We start from the raw sequence: 16,468 nt of genomic DNA on the forward strand, positions 1-16,468 counted from the left end.
TGGAATGACGCTCCCCGCCAGTTGTTGCCTCCGCCTGGACCGCGGCGCGGCGCGAGGCATACGCCAACGACCGGGGTGTGCGCGCGTCGCTGGTCGCGGTCACGGCACGGTTCAGCCGTCAAAAGGTTGACCAGTACCCGGCGACCGGACGCCGCCGGCGGCCGCCGCCTACTGCCAGTACGTCGCCGAATGGGTCGGCACCAAGTTGCGCTGGCAGCTGGGCGTCGAGGAGGCAGAGTGGGAGGTGTTGAAGGTGTATGCCGACGGCCCGCGTGAGGACACGCTCGTCAACTACACCACCGCGCCATAGCCGTGAGCGTGAACGCTGCCGCGCGGAGCCCCGGGCGTCCTCGGGCTTGGCCGTCGCGCTCGAATCAGCGGCTACTGGGCTCCTCGACGGGTCTGACCTTGCCGCACCCTGCGGCGGGGCCAGAACCACAGGGGCGGGTGGAAAGTCGACCCGACCCGAGAATGGCCCGGCTCGACCGGCCGCCGCGCGCCGGGTCGCGACCGGTGAGCGCTTGCTACGATCCGCGCGCAGGCGTTCGCATTGCTGGGCTGGGGGCTCGGACAGGGCACGATTGCCGTCTGCATTCGTCGCGTTGGTTTTCAGGGGAGGGGCTCATATGAGGCAAGTACGTATGCCCGGACAGAGGTTTACCGCGGCGATCGCGATAGGGGCTGCTGTGTGTACGGCGATGTCCGTGACGCCGGCCGCGGCGACACCGGCCGTACCAGCGGCGGTTCCCGATGCTGCCCCGGCAGCAGACACCACAGCGGGGGCCTTGGGCACCGAGCCGGGCTCGCAGATCGTCAGTGCCGGTCCGAGCGGGTTCCTCACCGAGGACATGGACGGCGACATGCGCTGGACCCGCTACGCCGACGGCACCAGCACGGTGCTGGGCAGGCACACATCGGAGCTCGGACTGGCCCAGGAGTGGGGCTCACTGTCCGACACCGTCGTCGTGCCCCGCCGCAATCCGTTGGGCAGTCCGCAGTACGACGGGGCAACGCTCCACGACATGGCGTCCGGCGCCGCGCCGGTGGAGATCGACCTGCAGACGCTCGGCCGGGAATACGCGTACGTCGGGACTGTCGGGTCCACGGTGATTGCCGCCGTGACCACGGGGACCGGTCAGCAGGCGCATGTGGTGACGAAGGACGGCGCAGCACTGTCCGACCGGGCGGTGACCGGTCTGCCCGCCGATGCCCAGGACATTCGCACGACCGGGGCCAGCGAAGGGTCGGTGCTGCTCAGTTACCGGATCGGTGAGCTCGGCACCAGCCCGTGGTACCTGGCACTGGTCGACCTTGGTACCGCGACCGTCACCGAAACCCACGATGTCGGCCGTTACGGCATGGCCCACGCTGCGGCCTTGTCCGAAACCCACATCGCCTGGTTCGAGCGGACCGGCTCCTCCACCACGAAGATCCTCAACGTCGCCGTACGCGGCGGCAGTACCCCGCCGCGCCGGGAAACCGTCACCGGGCTGGACAGACCCGTCCTCGGCTTGACCGGCAACTGGCTGACCTACGCGAGCGCGACCAAGGTGTACTTGGGCAACTCGGACTATCAGCTGGCGCTGACGGCCGTCCCGGTGGACGGCGGCTTGTCCCACAAACTGCTGGAACATGTCACTGCGCTGGTTCCTTCGCCCGATGGCAGCCTGCTGGCCATGGGCGGAACGCTGCCGGAAGGGGAGGGCCTCTACCGCATCGCACCGGACACCGACGGTGCCCCGACCACGACATTGGTGGCGAGCTCGGATCGGCCGACCGCGGTGACCGTCCTCGGGCACGATGTTCCATCGGTGATCGACCTCGACAAAAACTCCGGCAACGTGTTTCTGGCGTGGCACCTGTCGCGGGCGAATGTCCAGTTCACGGCGGCCCTTCGCCACGTGCGCACCGGACTTGTCCAGTCGGTTCATCTGTCTCCGCTCCTCGGGGGCTACCCTGTTTCGCAGCAGGTGGGGTTCTGGTGGGAGGGGCTCCTCGACGGCGGCAACGGCAAGGCGGTCAACGCGCCGAACGGCGCCTACACCTGGACGATCGAGGCCAAGCCCAGAAACGGCATCGGCCCGACCGCGACCGCGTCCGGCACCTTCACAGTCGTCCGCGAGCCAGCCCCGCACGACTACAGCGACAACGGCTCCCCGGACCTACTGGCCCGCGACAGCAGCGGACGCCTGTGGCGGGAGGACACTGCTACCTCCTCGAAGGCCAGCCGCACCCTCAGCGAGACGGGGCACACCCTCGTGGGCAGCGGCTGGCAGCAGTTCAACAGGATCGAGGCCGCAGGCAATCTGGCCGGCGGTCCGGCCGGTGATCTGGTGGCCCGGGACACCGCCGGTGTGCTGTGGCTCTACCAGGGCAAGGGTGACGGCACGTTCGCCACCAAGGCGCGGATCGGGTCGGGCTGGCAGATCTACCGCCACCTGGCCGGGGCCAGCGACCTCACCGGCGACGGCAGACCCGACCTGGTTGCCACCGATGCCGCCGGCGCACTGTGGCTCTACAAGGGAACCGGCAACGCTACCGCGCCGTTCGCCGTCCGCAAGAAGATCGGTCTGAGCGGCTGGCAGCAGTTCAACACCATCGAGGCCACCGGCAACATCGCCGGCAGCGCGGCTGGGGACCTGGTCGCACGGGACAAGGGCGGTGTGCTGTGGCTTTACCAGGGCCGCGGTGACGGCACCTTCACCACACGGATCAGGATCGGTGGCGGCTGGAGCGCCTACAACCACCTCGTCGGCATCGGCGACGCAAACCGCGACGGACGCCCCGACCTTTACGCGGCAGGATCCGACGGCAGCACCTACGTCTATGAGAGCACTGGAAACGCTGCCGCACCCTTCCGCTCACGAAGGTCCACCAGCGTCCTCTTTGGCACCGCACCGACCTACGATCACATCGCATGACGCACCCGGTTCTGGCCCCGCCGCACACCGCGGCGGGGCCAGAGCTAGTGGCTCGTCTCGCAGCCTTGGCCGGGGAATCGACCCGCTGCCGGTCGGCCAGCAGACTGTCTCCAAGACCTGATCTTGGAGGTGGTCGTGGGACGTCGACCGAGTGTGTTCGTCCGGCCGGTCTCGATGGACGAGGGCCGGAAGTTGCAGCGGATCAGCCGGAGTGCGAAGGACCCGGTGAAACTCCGCCGGGCGATCGTGGTGCTGATGTCGGCCCAGGGCCAGACGGTCAAGGACATCACCACGCTGATGCAGGTCGGCGAGGACTACGTCCGCGATGTCATCCACGCCTTCAACGAGCGGGGGTTCGACGCTCTGGACCCAAAATGGAGCGGGGGACGCCCCAAGACGATCAGTGACGAGGTGCGCGAGCACATCTGCCTGATCGCCCGGACGTCCCCCGCCGACTGGAAGATCTCTGCGTTCTCCGCCTGGAGCCTGAGCAAGCTCGCCGAGCACCTCATCAAGCAGAAGGTGACCGCAGCCATCAGCCGGGAGACCCTGCGCCGGATCCTGCGCGCGGGCAAGGTCTCCTGGAAGACCACCACCACCTGGAAGGCGTCCACCGACCCCGAGTTCATCGCCAAGATGCACCGCGTCCTGGCGCTGTATGACACTCCGCCCGCCGACGGGCGGGTGATATGCGCCGACGAGTTCGGGCCGCTGAACCTGATGCCCCGCAAGGGCAAGGCATGGGGGCCGGTGAGGCGTCCGCGCCGGCTCCGGGCCACCTATAGCCGCCACCACGGTGTGCGGCACATGCTCGCCGCCCTCGATCTGGCCACCGGCAAGCTTGTACTACCGCATCCGCCCGCGCAAGCGGTGGCGGGAGTTCCTCGGCCTCCTCAAGGCCCTACGCGCCCGCTGGCCCGGTCAGAAGCTGTATGCGGTGCTGGACAACTTCTCCCCGCACAAGCACGCCAAGGTCCGCACCTGGGCGACCGGCAACGACATCGAGTTGGTCTTCTTGCCTACCTACGGCTCCTGGCTGAACTGGATCGAGGCCGAGTTCGCGGCCCTGCGCTACTTCGCACTCAACGGGACCGACCACCGCAGCCACGACGAGCAGAACGCCGCCATCGCCGCCTACGTCCGCTGGCGCAACACTCGCGCAGAACCGAAGACCAACTTCGCCCCCGATTCACCGATCCGATCATGGACCGATTACCCGGCCAAGGCTGCGTGACGAGCCACTGGCAATCTGCGGCAACGTCGAGGACACAGGCAACGGCGACCTCGCCACCCGGGTCCTGGTCCCCATCGAGCACACCATCCCCACCGAGGCCCGCTACACCCTCTTCCACCACGGCCGCGGTCAGATGATCGACCACATGCTCGTCACCCGCAATCTCCTCGCCCACTACCGCGGCTCAGAGATCCACAACGACATCCTCCACGACGACTCCATCGCCTTCGCCACGGACATCAAGTACCCCGAGTCCGACCACGCCCCCGTCATCGCCACCTTCGACTTCGACTGACCCCCGCAGCGCCTCGCCCGTCACGTGTTCGATGCCAGCCGGTGGCCGTCACGGCAGGAAGCCCGGCCACTCGAACCGCTGCCTGCGGGTCTGTCAAACGAGCGGTGTAACTGGGTTGTTGGTTACTGGCGGGCTGCTGAGAGCCGGCCGTCGAAGGTGATGTCGAAGGCGTTCAGCGCGGTCTTCCAGCGCATGGTCCAGCGGGCCTGTCCTCTACCGGTGGGATCGAGCGACATGATGGCCATGTAGACGCACTTCAGGGCAGCTGCTCGTTCGGGAAGTGGCCGCGGGCCTTGACCGCCCGGCGGATCCGCGCGTTGACCGACTCGATCGCGTTGGTGGTGCAGACGATCCGCCGGATCTCAGTGTCGAACCGCAGGAACGGGGTGAACTCCTCCCAGGCGTTCTCCCACAGCTTCACGATCGCCGGATACTTCCTGCCCCAGGCGTCGGCGAACTCGGCGAACCGGTCCAGGGCGGCCTCCTCGGTCGGCGCCGTGTAGACGGGCTTGAGGAGCCTTGCGATCTTGTCTCAGTCCTGGCGGTGGCGCCAGGGTGATCCGGAGATCCCAGTCGAGCTCGACTCTGCATACGACGCACCCGCGTTGCTCACTTCGTGGCCGTCCTGCCAGTGCAGGTCTCTGGGCCGCCTGCGGTAGCGGGTCCTGCGCTGGCAGGCACCACCACGCGTCCATGAGACTTGGAGCAGTATCTGGCGCCGGTCGTGTGCGGTCGCGTCGTGACGGTCGTCGTTGCGGCAGGCACGGCGGAGGTGACCTTCACGGTGAAGTGCCGCGCAGGACGGTGAACGGCTCCGCGAGATGTGCCGTGGCCAAGGTGCCGTTCCTGGCGCGCAGTCTGGTGGTCAGGCTGATACGCGTGGCGGTGGCGGTCTCCTGGTCGTCGTCGTACAGGTACGCGGCGGTGGGGTCGGTGAGTTGGACGGAGTGATGGATGACATCGCCCGAGACGATCAGTGCGCCGTCGCCCACCGCGACGGACTGATGCCCCGGTGTATGGCCGGGAGTAGCCATAATCGCGATGCCGGGCATCATCAGGTAGTCACCATCGACGACGTTCAGGCTGCCCGCCGCGCGCAGCGGGTCGACGATGCGTTGACGCACGGGGTGTTCTGGGTCCTCAGGCAGGCATCGCAGTTCGGCATGCTGAACGAGGTAGCGGGCGTTGGGAAAGGCGGGGGTGGAGCCGTCGCTTGCGATGCTGCCGCTGACGTGGTCGCTGTGGAGGTGAGTGAGGACCACGGCATCGATCTCTTCGGCTGTCACGCCGGCGGCGGCCAGTTCGGCGGTGAGTCGTCCGGGGACCGGTGCCCACGTTGCGGCCGGGGAATCGGCAGCGCCCAGGCCAGTGTCCACGAGAACCGTACGACCTCGCGGGTCTCGCAGCAGATAACAGTGAAAGTGCAGGACCCATTCTCCGGTCGGATCAGGCGTCTCCGCCAGGGCCCACACCGGATGACCCGGGCCCCCGAACAGCTCGCCCAGTGGCCGCGCCAACTGTGGACCCATGGGACCTACAGCATCGCAGAGTGGGACTACCTCAATGCCCGCGATGGTGCGTGAAGGGTGATGCATCAGGATTGGCCCCACTCCGCTTTGCGAATCAGCGCTGAGGCCGTCCGGCCCGGTCGCTGCGAGTTTCGGCGTATACGTGCTCCACTTACGAAGCAGACTCGACTGAGTATGCGGATCGTAGCCACAGGGACCGCAAAGCCGTCAACCCTGCTTGGGGCTTGACTCCGGCCTGCCCAAGTCCCGAGCCGCCGTGCCGCTACGGGGGAGCGAGGTCTGGGTGCGGCGCACAAGTACCAGCCGAGGGGGCGGGGCCTGATCGTGCCCCGGACCCACGTGGAGCCTTCAGTCGACGACGGTCAGGAAGTGGTTCTCAAGCTGGTCAGTGGGTCCCGGTGTCCGCTGCACGGCTCGCGGTTCGGCGTATCCCGCTCGCTGGTTGAGTCCTTCGTGCGGCGACCCTCCGACGCCAGCTGCCAGGTCCGAGCGGTCGGATTCACGCCCTGGGTCGGTTGATCAGCCGGGAGAGCACGATGACGCTCTCAGTGCGGTCGATGGAGTCGGCCTCGCGGACACGTTGGATGGCCTGTTCCAGGTGCGTGATGTCTCGGGCCAGCATGTGGAGCATGGCATCCGCTGCACCGGAGACTGTGCACGCTTCGACGACTTCTGGGATCTCCTCCAACTCCTGCCGTAGTTCGACGGGAGTGGGGTTGCCCTTGCAGTAGACCTCGACGAACGCCTCCGTCCGCCAGGCCAGCGCCTGAGGATCGATGAGGGCGGTGAAACCGCGGATCGCACCGCTGGCCACGAGGCGGTCGAGGCGCCGTTTGGCGGCGGGCGCGGACAGCCCGGCTGCCTCGCCGAGCTCGGCATAGGTGCTACGGGCATTGCGCAGCACGCAGCGAATGATCTCCTCGTCGATGCCGTCCACGCCGCCGCCTCCATGGGTTGAAACGAATCTCACACAATAAATCTACAAACTTAGCTCAGATATGCAATAAAGCGGTTGTGATCAGCAAGATTTAGCGATTGATTGCGTAGGAGTCGCGACCATAGCATCCGTGATCGGCCCCATCCGCCATAACGGAAAGCGACTACGCATGACTACGACGCTTGCCGCCGAAGAGGTCGCTGCCCTGGCGGCGATCGATGAGGCGGCCATCGCCCGGACGCTGCTTCAACTGCTCGCCCTCCCGAGCGTGACGGGCAGCGCAGCCGAATCTGAGACACAGCATGTTCTGGCCCGGCACCTGGAACAGCTTGGGCTTGACGTCGACCTGTGGTCCATGGATCTGCCTGCCCTGCGTGAGGATCCCCTCTTTCCCGGCGCCGAGGCTCCGCGGGATGACGCGTGGGGCCTGGTGGCCGTCACCCAGGGCGGCGACGATGGACCGACGCTGATCCTGCAAGGTCATGTGGATGTCGTTCCGCCCGGCGACCTGGCGCAGTGGAATGGAGACCCGTTCGTGCCACGAATGACTGGAAATGTCGTCCACGGCCGTGGTGCTTGTGACATGAAGGCCGGGGTGGTCGCAAACCTCGCCGCCCTGGCCGCGATACGTGCTTGCGGGGTCAGGCTGCGCGGGCGGGTGGCAGCTCACTTTGTGGTCAGCGAGGAGGACGGCGGTCTCGGTGCATTCGGCACGCTCCGGCGTGGTCATACCGGCGATGCCTGCCTCATCACCGAACCAACCGGCGGGACTCTGGTGACCGCCAACGCCGGCGCGCTCACCTTCCGTATCGAGGTGCCGGGCAAAGCGACCCACGCCAGCACCCGCTACACGGGCGTCAGTGCTATCGACGCGTATCTGCCGATCCACCACGCACTGGCTCGCCTCGAGGCGCGGCGCAACACCAGCCCTGATCCGCTGATGGCCGACTACGCGATTCCGTATCCGCTGTCCGTGGGCGCGCTGCGCTCGGGTGACTGGGCGAGCAGCGTGCCCGACCTTCTGGTTGCCGAGGGCAGGCTTGGCGTCCGGCTCGATGAGGATCCGGCGGAGGCACGGGCCGAACTCGAGACATGCGTGGCCGAAGTCTGCTCGGGCGACCCGTGGCTCAGTAGTCATCCGGCGACTGTGACCTGGCCCGGCGGCCAGTTCGCCAGTGGCCGACTGCCGGACGACAGCCCGCTTCGGGGTTTGGTCCACGACGCGCAGGCCGACGCCGTCGGCGGGCCGCGGATGCGTGAACGCGGCGCGCCGTACGGAAGCGACCTGAGGCTCTACTCCGCAGCAGGCATACCAACGTTGCACTTTGGGCCTGGCGATGTGCGACTGGCGCACGGACCCCGAGAGCAAGTCTGCGTCTCCGAGGTCGTCGCAGTAACCCGCACGCTTGTAATCGCAGTGCTGCGGGCGGTCGGTACCAAGTAGGCAGTCATCCAGGCTGTTTATGGGCAACGACGTTCTGTGCCATTTCCACACCAGCTGAGCGATCGCCGTCTCCCAATGGCACAGCACAGTGCTGGAGCTCAGCCACGTCGACGCTGATGCCACCGTCAACTCGCCGATGTTGGTTCATCCGCTTGACCGATGCGCGGGAATATGGCCGTCATGAGACGTGATGAGCCTTACGAGTTGGTGGGTGATAGCGGATGGGGCCGTGGTGGCCTGGTCGCGGGTGGTCGTTCAGGTGGTGGCGGTGCGGTCGGAGACGAGGCCGGCGATGGCGCGGTAGGTGTCGGGCAGTCGGTCTCGGCGGTGGGTCCAGCGGGTCAGTTGCTTCCAGCGCTTGTGGTCGGCCAGGGCGTGTTCGACGGTGATGCGGTCGGATGAGTGCCAATGGCGGTCGCGTTCCCAGCGTGCGTGGAGGTCAGGCAGTGCACTCTTGTTCGGCTTCCGGGGTGGTGTGATCGCCTGGCCCGGGTAATCACGTCGCAGACCGAGGTAGCGTCGTCCAGGAGGACCTCGACGTCGGGGAAGTGCTGGAAGCACAGGTCGATGCCCTCGTTGCGGGCCGCGGTCACATCATGCATCCGCCCGGGTCGCAAGGCATCGGTCCACAGCGTGCGGCCTTTGTAGTCGGCGATCACGGTGGCTTTCATCGTGTTCTGCTTCTTCTTGCCCGAGACGAACGCCCGCCTGCCGCCGCGGCCGGCCACGGGGCGGCGGACCTGGATCTCGGTGGCGTCGAGCCGCAGCTCGATGCCCTCGGCCTGGGCGTAGGCGAAGACATCGGCCAGTGTCCGCAGCCGCAGACCGGGACGGTCGGGGACCGCAAATCCGCGCTCGGCCAGCAGGGTGCGGATCTCGCCGATGGCGCGGGTGACAGTGGAGCGGTCGACACCGAACAGCAAGCCCAGGACGGCGTGCGGGAGGTCGTGCCGATGGATCAGCGTGGCCACCAGCCGGTCGACGAAGACGAACTGATGCCGGGCGCCGGCCCCTGCGGCCCGCTTCCTGGCACCACCCCGAGCAGCATGACGGCGCCCCTCGACGCACGCCTGCCACGGCTGGGCCAACTCCTCTACCGGACAAGCAAGATGACGCCGGGAGATTCCCGTGAACAGCCGATGCGCGAGTACCGCCCGATTGACCGTGATCGCCACAGTCGGATCATGCCACCCACCAGCAGAGACGCTTCACCTGCTATCACGCACCAACTCGTTAGTCGGTGGTGGTCTGGGTACGGCGGGCGCGGGCGGCACGGGCGCGGTCGCCGCAGCGGACCGAGCACCAGTGGCGGCGTCCGGTGCGGAGCAGGTAGCGGTTGCAGGGTGCGGAGGGGCAGGCCGTCAGCCGTTCGGCGTCGGGGCCGGTGAGCAGATCGGCGGCGTCGGCGGCGAGGATGCCGAGGGCCTGGTCGACGATTTGGTCGATGGGGTGTGGCGCGGTGCGGTGCATGCCTCGTACGGAGTCCCAGCCGAGCGGGGAGGCCGTGGGGACCCGGGTGAGGGCGTCGTTGACGGCGGCCAGCGCGGCGGCTGGGGCGGGATGGCCGCCGACCTGGGCGGCGAGCAGGGTGCGTACCTGCTCGCGCAGAGAGCGCATGCGTGCCGCGCAGATCTCCTGCAGCCCGGCGTCCGCGGGGGCCAGGTTGTGGTCGACCAGCCACTGGTTGGCGCCGGACGGCGTGCCCAGCAGGTCGAGGAACCGGTCGCCTGGCAGGGCGATGGCACTGTTGGCGAGGTCGAGCGCGGGGTACTGCCCGGCGCCCGGCGCCGGCGGCAGTCCGGGGTCGACGGTGTCGGCGGTAGCGGTCTTACTCACGCGTCTCACGGTACAGCTTGCCTTCATCCGTGACCGCATCTCCGGTCACGGATACAAGTCAATCTATCCGTGAGGTGATTTCGTCGTGGCAGTAACCGACACGTCCAGTGAGCAGGTCCCCGTCCGTGTCTTCGGCGGGCCGACGTCGCTCATCGAGTACGGCGGGCTGCGGTTCCTGACCGACCCGACCTTCGATGCCGGCGGGCACCTACGCCTCGGGTCTGACCAAGACCGCGCCCGCCTCCGCCGCACCCGCTGACCTGGGCCGTATCGACGTGGTGCTGCTGTCGCACGACGAGCACGACGACAACCTCGATGCCTCGGGGCGCGCCCTGCTCGCCGACGTGCCCCTGACCCTGACCACGCCCAGTGGCGCGGGCCGCCTGGGCGGCACCGCCCGGCCCCTGCCGGACTGGGAGTCCATCGAGCTGAACCGCCCCGGCGGCGGCAAGATCACCATCACCGGTGTTCCGGCCCTGCACGGCCCCGGCGCGCGCGAGGATCTCGAGCCGGTCGTCGGCGAGGTCGTCGGTTTCATCCTGACCGGTGACGGCCTGCCCACCGTCTACGTCAGCGGCGCCAACGCCCAACTCGCCCTGGTCCACGAGATCGCCGACCGCTTCGGGCCGGTGGACACCGCCGTCCTGTTCGCCGGCGCGGTCCGCACCTCCGTCCTGGATCGCCAGTTGCTCACCCTCAACAGCGCTCAGGCCGCCGAGGCGGCCCGCATCCTGGGCGCCCGCCGCATTGTGCCCGTCCACTTCGACAGCTGGGCCCACTTCACCGAGGGCCGCGAGCAGCTGGTGGACGCATTCACCACCGCCGGTCTGATCGACCGCGTGGAACTGGCCTGATCCCGCCGGTCCGGCCGCTGCGGTGCGCCACGAGCGCACAGGAGCGCCCTTCCACGGTCCTAACAACCCTGCACCGGGACCAGTGCACCCCAGAAGGAACCCCCGTGAACGACCCGATCAAGGGCACGGCCCGCGGATCCGCTCCCGCGCCGTTGTCCATCCTCGACACCGCCCTGGCCGGCCGCGGCATCAGCGCCGCCGACGCCGAGAGGCGCGGCTTCACCCGCTACTGGGTGACCGAGCACCACTCCATGCCCGGCGTGTCCTCCTCCAGCCCCGCCGTCCGGCTGGCCCGGCTGACCGCGCGCACCACGCGGCTGCAGCTCGGGGCAGGCCGAGTGATGCCGCCCAACCATCCCCCCACTGATCGTCGCCGAGCAGCACGGCCTGCTCCAGGCCCTCGCCCCGCGCCGGATCGACCTCGGTCTGGACCGCGCCCCGGGCACCAACCAGGCTCCGATTGCACGAGAGGAGACGGACGTCATGACACAGCTGTCCCACTACGAAGTCGACGTCCCGATACATCACTCCACCGACCAGACCCGGCGCGGTCTGCACGTGTTCACCGGCCCGGCCACTGGCCCCAACGAGGCGCTGGCCGCCGCGCACAGTGCCTACGACCAGGCCGTGCAGCGCGTGTCCGCCGGCCCTCTCCCGGATGACTCCAGCAACAGGTGGGCCGTCTGCGGTCTGCGTCCCGACTGGGTCCTGGAATGGCACAAGGCCACCACGAAGGCGTGGGTGAACCCCAACAGCCTGACCTGAATTCGCCCCGGGACGGCCGCCACAGGCCGGAAAACCAGTCGGCCGCCCCGGGCCTACCCATCCCGTACGAAACGAGAGGGAGATCCCAAGTATGGACTCCGCCCTGCGCTTACAGGCCCGTTCCGAGCAGCGCGCCCTGTTCCTCACCACGCTGGCGGTTCCGCTGGCCGTGGACTTCGCTGCCGCTCCGCCCCACACCGACCGCCGCTACACCCGAATCGACTTGCTGGTCGACGTTCTGGATCTGGCCCTTCCCCAGGCCCACCCTTGTGCGCGGCGGGAGCACGTACCGCTGCGGGACCTCGCGGCCGACACTTGGATCGTCGGCGATTCCTGCAGCTGTTGCGGGGCGATCACCCGGTCCCTGTGCGCCGCGAACGGCTTCACCCCCGACATCCGCCATGCCGTCAATGACTGGCAGTCGCTCGCCGCCCTCGTCGAGACGGGCATGGGTGTCGCGCTCGTCCCGCGCTTGGTCCAGCCGCTGCACCGCCCCGGCCTGGTCCTACGCTCACCGGCCGGGCCGCCACCCACCCGACACGCCTTCGTGGCCGTACGCGCTGGATCCGACAACGACCCGGTCCTGAGCGCGGTCCTGAACCACCTGCGGGCTGCGAGAAGGCCGCCACGCGCTCGCCCGGAAGATCTTCCACGGCCGCGCCGGGCAGCTCTACCAGCACTACCAGGAGGGCATGGAGGACCAGATCGGTGCGCTCGGCCTGGTCCTCAACGCCTCGGTGCTGGTCAAAACCCGCTACATGGACACCGCTTCTCAGAGTCCGCACGTGGTCGACGGCGACTGGGTGCATGTGTCCGGGACGACCGGTTTCGACTACACCGCCATGACGATCTCCGACGACGTGGTGGACCAGGCCGAGCAGTGCCCGCAACATCGAGGCCGCGCTGGCCGAGGCGAAGTGCACCTTCGACCATGTGGTACGGGTGCGGTATCTGCTGCCCGACCGGGCTGACTCCGAGCCCTGCTGGCCGGTCCTGCGCCGGTATTTCGGCGAGGTCCGGCCGGCCGCCGCGATGCTGCGGTCTCGCCGATCCCCACGTGTTCGCGACCCCTATGAGCATGGCGGGCTGTCGTCTGCCACACGAGAGGTCTATCTGACCGCTTGCCGGAGCGCTTGCCGAACGGCCTGGATGGCGGGGTGCTGGCTGCTGCCGCGGCGTACGGCGGTGAACAGTCTGCGCGCCTGCTGGCCTGCCGGCAGCGGCTGCAAGGCCACGGCTGGCGGACAGCCCTGCCACACGAGGGCCGGGAGGAGCGCGACCGCATGCCCCTGCTCAACGAGCCGCAGGTGAAGGTAGTGGTCGGTGGACTCGTAGCGCACATCGGGTTCAAATCCCGCATCACGGCACAGGGCCATCGACCAGCGGCGCGGGACCGTCCCCTCCGGTTCCATGATCCACGGGTGGTCAGCCAGCGCGCGCAGCGCCTCCTGAGGCGCACTCGAGTCGGCGTTGCCCGGTCGAGCCAGGTGCAGGGAGTCTTCGCACAGGTCCTCTTGCTCGAGTTCAGCGGGACGAGGGCTGGGATCGCCCGGGTATTCCACGTCAATGACCAGGTCGAAATCGCGCGCGAGCAAAGCCGGTACAGCGCTTTCCCGTTCCATCTGGGTGACATGGACGCGCAGGAGCGGATGGGCGTTGCGGAGAAGCGTCAGCGCCGTCGGGACGAGAGCCAGCGCAGCAGTTTGGAAGGAGGCGATGCGCATGGTGCCGACGAGGTCGGTCAAAGAGGTGGCGATGTCGGCTTCCGCCTGTTCGAGCCGCTCGAGCAGGGCTTCGGTGTGGGCGACGAGGATCTCGGCCTGCGGAGTCAGACGCACGCGTCGGCCGACGGGCTCTAGGAGAGGGACCCCAGCTTCTGATTCCAAAAGCGCGAGCTGCTGGGAGATTGTGGAAGGGCTGTACGACAGAGCGGAGGCGACCGCGGCAAGCGTGCCGCGGTGCTTGAGCTCCCGCAGAAGGCGGAGCCGGTGTAGATCAAACATCAGACCTCGAGAACAGTCGTTTTTCTCAATGAATATTGCTCGAAAACGTGCGCTGGAACAAGGGGCTGTCCGTCGGCACAGTGGTCGCGTGCTGCAGAGCCGACCACCGCTCCGTGCACTACCTGCCGCGGATCACGCTCACAAGGCTGCTCCGTGCCACATTTCCTGATCGGACGCAGTGACCGAGTCCTGCTCGCTGCGCCCGGCCTGCCCAGTCGCGCGCTGGTCGCTCTCCTCCCGGCTCTTGCCGGAGCTGCTTGAAACCTGCTCTTCACTGTTCTCGGTCCGCCATGCCACCCCACTGCCTTTCCGCAGCGGCGACGAGTGCCAAAGCGGCACGACAAAGGAACAAGCGATGCAAAAGCAGTCAGTACGGCGGATTTATCCTGAACTTCCGGTTCAGGACAAGCGGCCGATCGTGGTGTCGGTGGATGAGCCCTCGGGTTCGACACTGGCCCCGGGGTTGGATCGTGCCGGCCTCGCCCTCAGCGGAGCTGTGCGGTGGGGAAGTGAGTCGGCTTGTGCCTCCCTGCTGGAACGAAGACCAGCGATGATGCTGCTAGATCTGCCCACGACAGAGGTTGACGGCATGGCCAGGCTCGTCCGGGCCGCGTCATTGATCGCCCCCGTTGCCGTGTTGCGGCACGAGGGACTTGATGCCGTCGTCGCATTCGCCGCCGGGGCGTTCGATGTCATCGATCGGCGAGCCCCGGCCGCTGAGCTGGCCTGGCGCATCCATGCCGACCTGAGACGCTGCCCGCCCGCGCCGCCGCCTCCTGCGTATGCGAGGGGCACCGCAAGCCAGCGCCTCCTGTTCGACGTGCTCGCCAGAGCGCAGGCTCCCGTCTGCTGCCACCATCTGAGACTGCTCCTGGGAACGCTATGCCTTCCCATGACACTGCGGGCACTGAGAGCGCGGATACGGCGGCTGCTGCCCGCCTTCGCTGATCATGCCCTGGAACTGGTCGTCGATCAGCAGTGGGGGCTGGCCACCTTCCGCACCTGGAGTGCAGGAGATCCAGGCTCCCCTGCCCCAGTGCGGCGAGGGCGTGGGGCGCTCCCCAACTTCCCGCTACACGCGGCGAATCCCCCTTTGACAGCACGTCCGCATGCCAAGCAGGATTCCTCGCGTGAACCTGTCAGGCAGCCTGACAGGGTTCGGCGGAAACCCACCCTGCCCTCATAGGCGGAGCTCTGCCGCCAGCTGGAAGTCAGCCGTCTGATCCGCGAGGTTGCAGGGCCCTGCAGTGGGTCCGCACCGTCTCCCGTACAGGAAAGGGAACATTCGTCATGTCCCACGAACTGGTGGGGGACCCAACCGGTGACCATCGGGATATGGGACTGTCCCAACAGACGGAACGGCATCCTCCGGGATGTCGTCAACGCCGCCCATGCAGAAGGCCGGCGAAATGGCGCAGCCGCCGCCTGGCAACTGATCGAACCCCCAGCGAACACATGCTGCGCTGAGCCATACAGCTCGGCGCCCAGTCTCTGGTAGCCGGCGTCGGCGACGATCTCCACCACGGCCCGCTGGCAAGGAGCTTGACCAGGCCTAACTGTCAGGCACCGATCGACAGGACCGCGGCGCGGCCCTGCTCGGCGGGATCGGCTCGGGGCGCAGGCTCCTCAACCTGTTGAGAAAATAAAGGACGCTGCATTGTGAAGCCCTCCAAGTCCGCCGCCTTCGCGACGATTGCTGCGCTCGCGGTCGCCCTCACCGCCACCGCCTGCAGCGGCGAGTCCGGTAATGCCTCCAGCGACGAACCCACCAACAGCTCGAACGGAACCCACCCGCGGCTGCCCACGTACACGGTCGCCAAGGACGTCAAGATCGACTCCCCTACCCTGCACAAGGCCCGAAAGGCCGGCAAGCTCGTCATCGGCGCCCATAACGACCAGCCGTTCCTCGGCTTCGAGGAGAAGGACGGCAGGCGCTCCGGCTTCGACATCGAGATCGCCAAAATGGTCGCGGCGGATCTCGGGTTCTCGCCCGACAAGATCGAGTTCAAGACGGTCGACACGAAGAACCGTGAGGCCGCCATCTCCAGCGGGCAGGTCGACCTGTACGTCGGAACGTACACGATCAACGACGAACGCAAGAAGAAGGTAGGCTTCGCCGGCCCGTACTACATGGCCGGCGCCGACCTCCTGGTCCGCAAGAACGACAGCACGATCGGGGGCCCGTACTCCCTGGAGGGCAAGACGGTCTGCGCGGTCAAGGGCTCGACCGCTCTCCGGGAGATCCAGAAGCCCGACTACAACACCATGACGGTCGAGTCGACCAAGGACACGGAGTGCGTCCAGCAACTGCTCGACAAGAAGATCGACGCCGTCACCACGGACGACGCCATCCTCATGGGCTACGCCGCCCAGCGCCCGGACAAACTGAAGGTCGTCGGCAACCCGTTCACCGAGGAGCCCTACGGCATCGGCATGAACAAGGACGACGAAGCGCTGCGAGAGGCGGTGACGGACGCGCTCGAGGCCCACGACGAGAACGGCGACCACAAGAGGGCGTACGCGGCGACGCTGGGCCTTTCCGGCTCGAAGTACGGCGGGGCGCCGGTGGTCGAGCGCTACTGACACGAGGCCCTGGTCCACCCTTGCAACATCCGACGCTCGGCATCGGACAACACCAGCGGCTCAAGCC

General features: G+C 67.7%; 11 protein-coding genes and 9 pseudogenes. 13 read left to right on the top strand and 7 right to left on the bottom strand.

From position 1 onward, the window contains the following. Positions 1-26: 26 nt before the first annotated feature. The 5 genes and pseudogenes from QFZ82_RS38455 to QFZ82_RS38475 all read left to right on the top strand — a co-directional run. Positions 27-310 (top strand): annotated as a pseudogene (locus QFZ82_RS38455) (HNH endonuclease); the annotation flags it as partial. 475 nt (positions 311-785) lie between these two features. Continuing rightward, positions 786-2,921 carry a VCBS repeat-containing protein gene (locus tag QFZ82_RS38460; protein WP_307717519.1) on the top strand — a complete coding sequence of 712 codons (2,136 nt, stop codon included), beginning with the start codon at positions 786-788 and terminating at the stop codon, positions 2,919-2,921. Between the two features lie 255 nt (positions 2,922-3,176). Then, positions 3,177-3,716 (top strand): annotated as a pseudogene (locus tag QFZ82_RS38465) (IS630 family transposase); the annotation flags it as partial. Between the two features lie 46 nt (positions 3,717-3,762). Then, a complete protein-coding gene (locus QFZ82_RS38470; protein ID WP_307717520.1) occupies positions 3,763-4,155 on the top strand; it encodes a transposase in 393 nt (130 codons plus the stop codon). 145 nt (positions 4,156-4,300) lie between these two features. Further along, positions 4,301-4,450, top strand: a complete 150-nt coding sequence (locus QFZ82_RS38475; protein ID WP_307717521.1) for a hypothetical protein — start codon at positions 4,301-4,303, stop codon at positions 4,448-4,450. Positions 4,451-4,572: 122 nt separating this feature from the next. Here QFZ82_RS38475 and QFZ82_RS38480 read toward each other — a convergent pair. The 3 genes and pseudogenes from QFZ82_RS38480 to QFZ82_RS38490 form a co-directional block, all read right to left on the bottom strand. After that, a pseudogene (locus QFZ82_RS38480) lies at positions 4,573-4,970 on the bottom strand (transposase); the annotation flags it as partial. Positions 4,971-5,229: 259 nt separating this feature from the next. After that, a complete protein-coding gene (locus QFZ82_RS38485) occupies positions 5,230-6,045 on the bottom strand; it encodes an MBL fold metallo-hydrolase (RefSeq protein ID WP_307717522.1) in 816 nt (271 codons plus the stop codon). A gap of 433 nt (positions 6,046-6,478) precedes the next feature. Further along, positions 6,479-6,916: an Lrp/AsnC family transcriptional regulator gene (locus QFZ82_RS38490; RefSeq protein WP_307717523.1), complete on the bottom strand. Its 438-nt coding sequence runs from the start codon at positions 6,914-6,916 to the stop codon at positions 6,479-6,481. Between the two features lie 169 nt (positions 6,917-7,085). Between QFZ82_RS38490 and QFZ82_RS38495 the strand changes: the two genes are divergently transcribed. Beyond that, complete coding sequence (locus QFZ82_RS38495; protein ID WP_307717972.1) at positions 7,086-8,360, top strand: ArgE/DapE family deacylase; 1,275 nt, start codon at positions 7,086-7,088, stop codon at positions 8,358-8,360. Between the two features lie 255 nt (positions 8,361-8,615). Here QFZ82_RS38495 and QFZ82_RS38500 read toward each other — a convergent pair. Together QFZ82_RS38500 and QFZ82_RS38505 are read right to left on the bottom strand one after the other, a co-directional pair. Beyond that, a pseudogene (locus tag QFZ82_RS38500) lies at positions 8,616-9,535 on the bottom strand (transposase family protein). 58 nt (positions 9,536-9,593) lie between these two features. After that, the gene (locus QFZ82_RS38505) at positions 9,594-10,196 is read right to left on the bottom strand and encodes a CGNR zinc finger domain-containing protein (RefSeq protein ID WP_307717524.1); all 603 of its coding nucleotides are present in this window, start codon (positions 10,194-10,196) and stop codon (positions 9,594-9,596) included. Between the two features lie 85 nt (positions 10,197-10,281). On the opposite strand from QFZ82_RS38505, the pseudogene QFZ82_RS38510 reads away from it, so the two are divergent. From QFZ82_RS38510 to QFZ82_RS38535, 6 genes and pseudogenes are all read left to right on the top strand, one after another. Next, positions 10,282-11,050 (top strand): annotated as a pseudogene (locus QFZ82_RS38510) (MBL fold metallo-hydrolase). A 68-nt stretch (positions 11,051-11,118) separates the two neighbouring features. Next, positions 11,119-11,515 (top strand): annotated as a pseudogene (locus tag QFZ82_RS38515) (LLM class flavin-dependent oxidoreductase); the annotation flags it as partial. A gap of 18 nt (positions 11,516-11,533) precedes the next feature. Then, positions 11,534-11,815 carry a hypothetical protein gene (locus tag QFZ82_RS38520; protein WP_307718005.1) on the top strand — a complete coding sequence of 94 codons (282 nt, stop codon included), beginning with the start codon at positions 11,534-11,536 and terminating at the stop codon, positions 11,813-11,815. Between the two features lie 91 nt (positions 11,816-11,906). Beyond that, positions 11,907-12,371 (top strand): annotated as a pseudogene (locus QFZ82_RS38525) (LysR substrate-binding domain-containing protein); the annotation flags it as partial. A 55-nt stretch (positions 12,372-12,426) separates the two neighbouring features. Then, positions 12,427-12,579 (top strand): annotated as a pseudogene (locus QFZ82_RS39925) (Tn3 family transposase); the annotation flags it as partial. Then, positions 12,574-12,853 (top strand): annotated as a pseudogene (locus tag QFZ82_RS38535) (Rid family hydrolase); the annotation flags it as partial. The pseudogenes QFZ82_RS39925 and QFZ82_RS38535, both read left to right, overlap by 6 nt. Before the next feature lie 71 nt (positions 12,854-12,924). Here the strand turns inward: QFZ82_RS38535 and QFZ82_RS38540 are convergent. Together QFZ82_RS38540 and QFZ82_RS38545 are read right to left on the bottom strand one after the other, a co-directional pair. Next, entirely contained in the window at positions 12,925-13,818 is an 894-nt protein-coding gene (locus QFZ82_RS38540; protein ID WP_307717525.1) for a LysR family transcriptional regulator, read from the bottom strand. A 613-nt stretch (positions 13,819-14,431) separates the two neighbouring features. Continuing rightward, the gene (locus QFZ82_RS38545; protein ID WP_307717526.1) at positions 14,432-14,677 is read right to left on the bottom strand and encodes a hypothetical protein; all 246 of its coding nucleotides are present in this window, start codon (positions 14,675-14,677) and stop codon (positions 14,432-14,434) included. Positions 14,678-15,477: 800 nt separating this feature from the next. Between QFZ82_RS38545 and QFZ82_RS38550 the strand changes: the two genes are divergently transcribed. Next, on the top strand, positions 15,478-16,401 hold the full coding sequence (locus QFZ82_RS38550) for a glutamate ABC transporter substrate-binding protein (protein ID WP_307717527.1): 924 nt from the start codon (positions 15,478-15,480) through the stop codon (positions 16,399-16,401). Positions 16,402-16,468 lie beyond the last annotated feature (67 nt).

The organism is Streptomyces sp. V4I23 (assembly GCF_030817975.1).
In the GTDB taxonomy this organism is placed as follows: domain Bacteria; phylum Actinomycetota; class Actinomycetes; order Streptomycetales; family Streptomycetaceae; genus Streptomyces.

Bases quoted from the DNA above. Each gene is read 5' to 3' on its own strand.
- QFZ82_RS38485 (WP_307717522.1), bottom strand. From the start codon at position 6,045: ATGCATCACCCTTCACGCACCATCGCGGGCATTGAGGTAGTCCCACTC.
- QFZ82_RS38520 (WP_307718005.1), top strand. From the start codon at position 11,534: ATGACACAGCTGTCCCACTACGAAGTCGACGTCCCGATACATCACTCC.
- QFZ82_RS38540 (WP_307717525.1), bottom strand. From the start codon at position 13,818: ATGTTTGATCTACACCGGCTCCGCCTTCTGCGGGAGCTCAAGCACCGC.
- QFZ82_RS38545 (WP_307717526.1), bottom strand. From the start codon at position 14,677: ATGGTGGCAGCAGACGGGAGCCTGCGCTCTGGCGAGCACGTCGAACAG.
- QFZ82_RS38495 (WP_307717972.1), top strand. From the start codon at position 7,086: ATGACTACGACGCTTGCCGCCGAAGAGGTCGCTGCCCTGGCGGCGATC.
- QFZ82_RS38475 (WP_307717521.1), top strand. From the start codon at position 4,301: ATGCTCGTCACCCGCAATCTCCTCGCCCACTACCGCGGCTCAGAGATC.